This window comes from Aerococcus sp. L_32, from assembly GCF_050689315.1.
The window spans coordinates 1-1,467 of the sequence record NZ_JBOEQF010000469.1 but is presented as its reverse complement, the minus strand read 5'-3'; the positions used below and the strand labels follow the sequence as shown (position 1 = coordinate 1,467).

Annotated in this window: 3 protein-coding genes; all 3 read right to left on the bottom strand. The window is 40.3% G+C overall.

The features are described 5' to 3' along the window. The coding region (locus ACRCJ0_RS13950) for a DUF2140 family protein (protein ID WP_431390829.1) at positions 1-318 on the bottom strand (318 nt) is incomplete at its 3' end. 17 nt (positions 319-335) lie between these two features. Further along, on the bottom strand, positions 336-839 hold the full coding sequence (locus ACRCJ0_RS13945; RefSeq protein WP_048727384.1) for a dihydrofolate reductase: 504 nt from the start codon (positions 837-839) through the stop codon (positions 336-338). Between the two features lie 55 nt (positions 840-894). Then, positions 895-1,467, bottom strand: a 573-nt coding sequence (locus tag ACRCJ0_RS13940) for a thymidylate synthase (RefSeq protein WP_431390828.1), incomplete at its 5' end; no start/stop codon positions are given.

Below are 1,467 nucleotides of genomic sequence, written 5' to 3'. Positions count from 1 at the left end.
CCCCAAAGCGTCTATCGTACCAGCAAATGACACTTGGTCATCCACCGTTAACTGATAAGGCACATCATCCCCACCGATCACTGCTGATACTAGTCGGTTGAAGGAAACAGTCGACAGGTTGGCTTCTGCTGTGATCGTTTCATCACTCACTTCTTCTGTCGTTGCTGGTTCACCCACGCTGGCAGTTTCTTGATCAGCTGTTTGTATATACAGGTATAAAGCAATTACAGGTACCAAAATTGCCAATAATAATAACCAAAAAGCCCACTTCCAAGGATTTAATGGTCTCTTCGTCTTAGTGTTATTTTGTTTAGCCAAATAACCTACTCCTTCTTCTAGTCCTCGTCCTCTTTTCGGTAGAATACAAATTTGTGTGGGTAGGCATTCTTCTCATCCACCACCCCTTCGATCACCTCGTAAGCTTCAAAGTCATCTAGGTTTGGGTCAAAATGGACATCCCCATCAAATTCATGGTTAATTGTTGTCACGCGTAATTCAGAAATATAAGGCCAAAATAGGCGGTAAATAGACTGGCCACCCATAATAATCACATCTTCTTTTTCAGCTAGCGCCAAGATGTTATCGATAGAATCGGTTAATTCAACATCCGTTTGGTCATAGTCTGATTCAAAAGGTGATTTCTGGCGGGTAATAATAATATTGTGACGGTTTGGTAATGGCTTATAATCCAAACCTGCGTATGTCTTACGCCCCATCACAACAGTCTTACCAACTGTTTGTTCTTTAAAGAACTTCAAGTCGTTTGGTAAGTGCCAAGGTAGTTTGCCGCCTTTTCCAATTAAATGGTTGATATCTTGTGCCCAGATTGCAATTAACATAGTAATTCCTCCTTATCAACTTGTGACAGAAATAGGTCTTGATTGTTATCTATTATTATACCGCTACTGGTGCCTTAATTGCATCATGTGCTTTATAACCTTTAACTTTAATATCATCATTTTCTAGATCAAAGATGGATTTACCTTCGCCACCAATTTCTAAAGTTGGTAGGTCAAGTGGTTGACGACTTAATTGTTCATTAACTTGGTCAAAATGGTTATTGTAAATATGCGCATCGCCAAAGGTATGAACATAGTCACCAACCTCTAATCCTGCCTCACGTGCCAATAAATGTGTCAATAAAGCATAAGAGGCGATATTAAATGGTACACCTAGGAAGGCATCGCCAGAACGTTGGTAGAGTTGGCAAGATAACTTACCATCTTGAACGTAGAATTGACTCATTGTATGACAAGGTGGTAAAGCCATATCTGGCACATCTTCTGGGTTCCAAGCTGAAAGGATAATCCGACGTGAATCTGGGTTATGTTTCAATTGGTCGATAATATTAGCAATTTGATCAATGGCATCACCCTCACGTGTCTCCCAATGACGCCATTGTTTACCGTAAACATTCCCTAATTCACCAAATTCTTTAGCGAAATCATCATCTTCTAAGACGCGTTG

Excerpts from the sequence above, each read along its gene's own strand:
- ACRCJ0_RS13945 (WP_048727384.1), bottom strand. The coding sequence starts at position 839 with ATGTTAATTGCAATCTGGGCACAAGATATCAACCATTTAATTGGAAAA.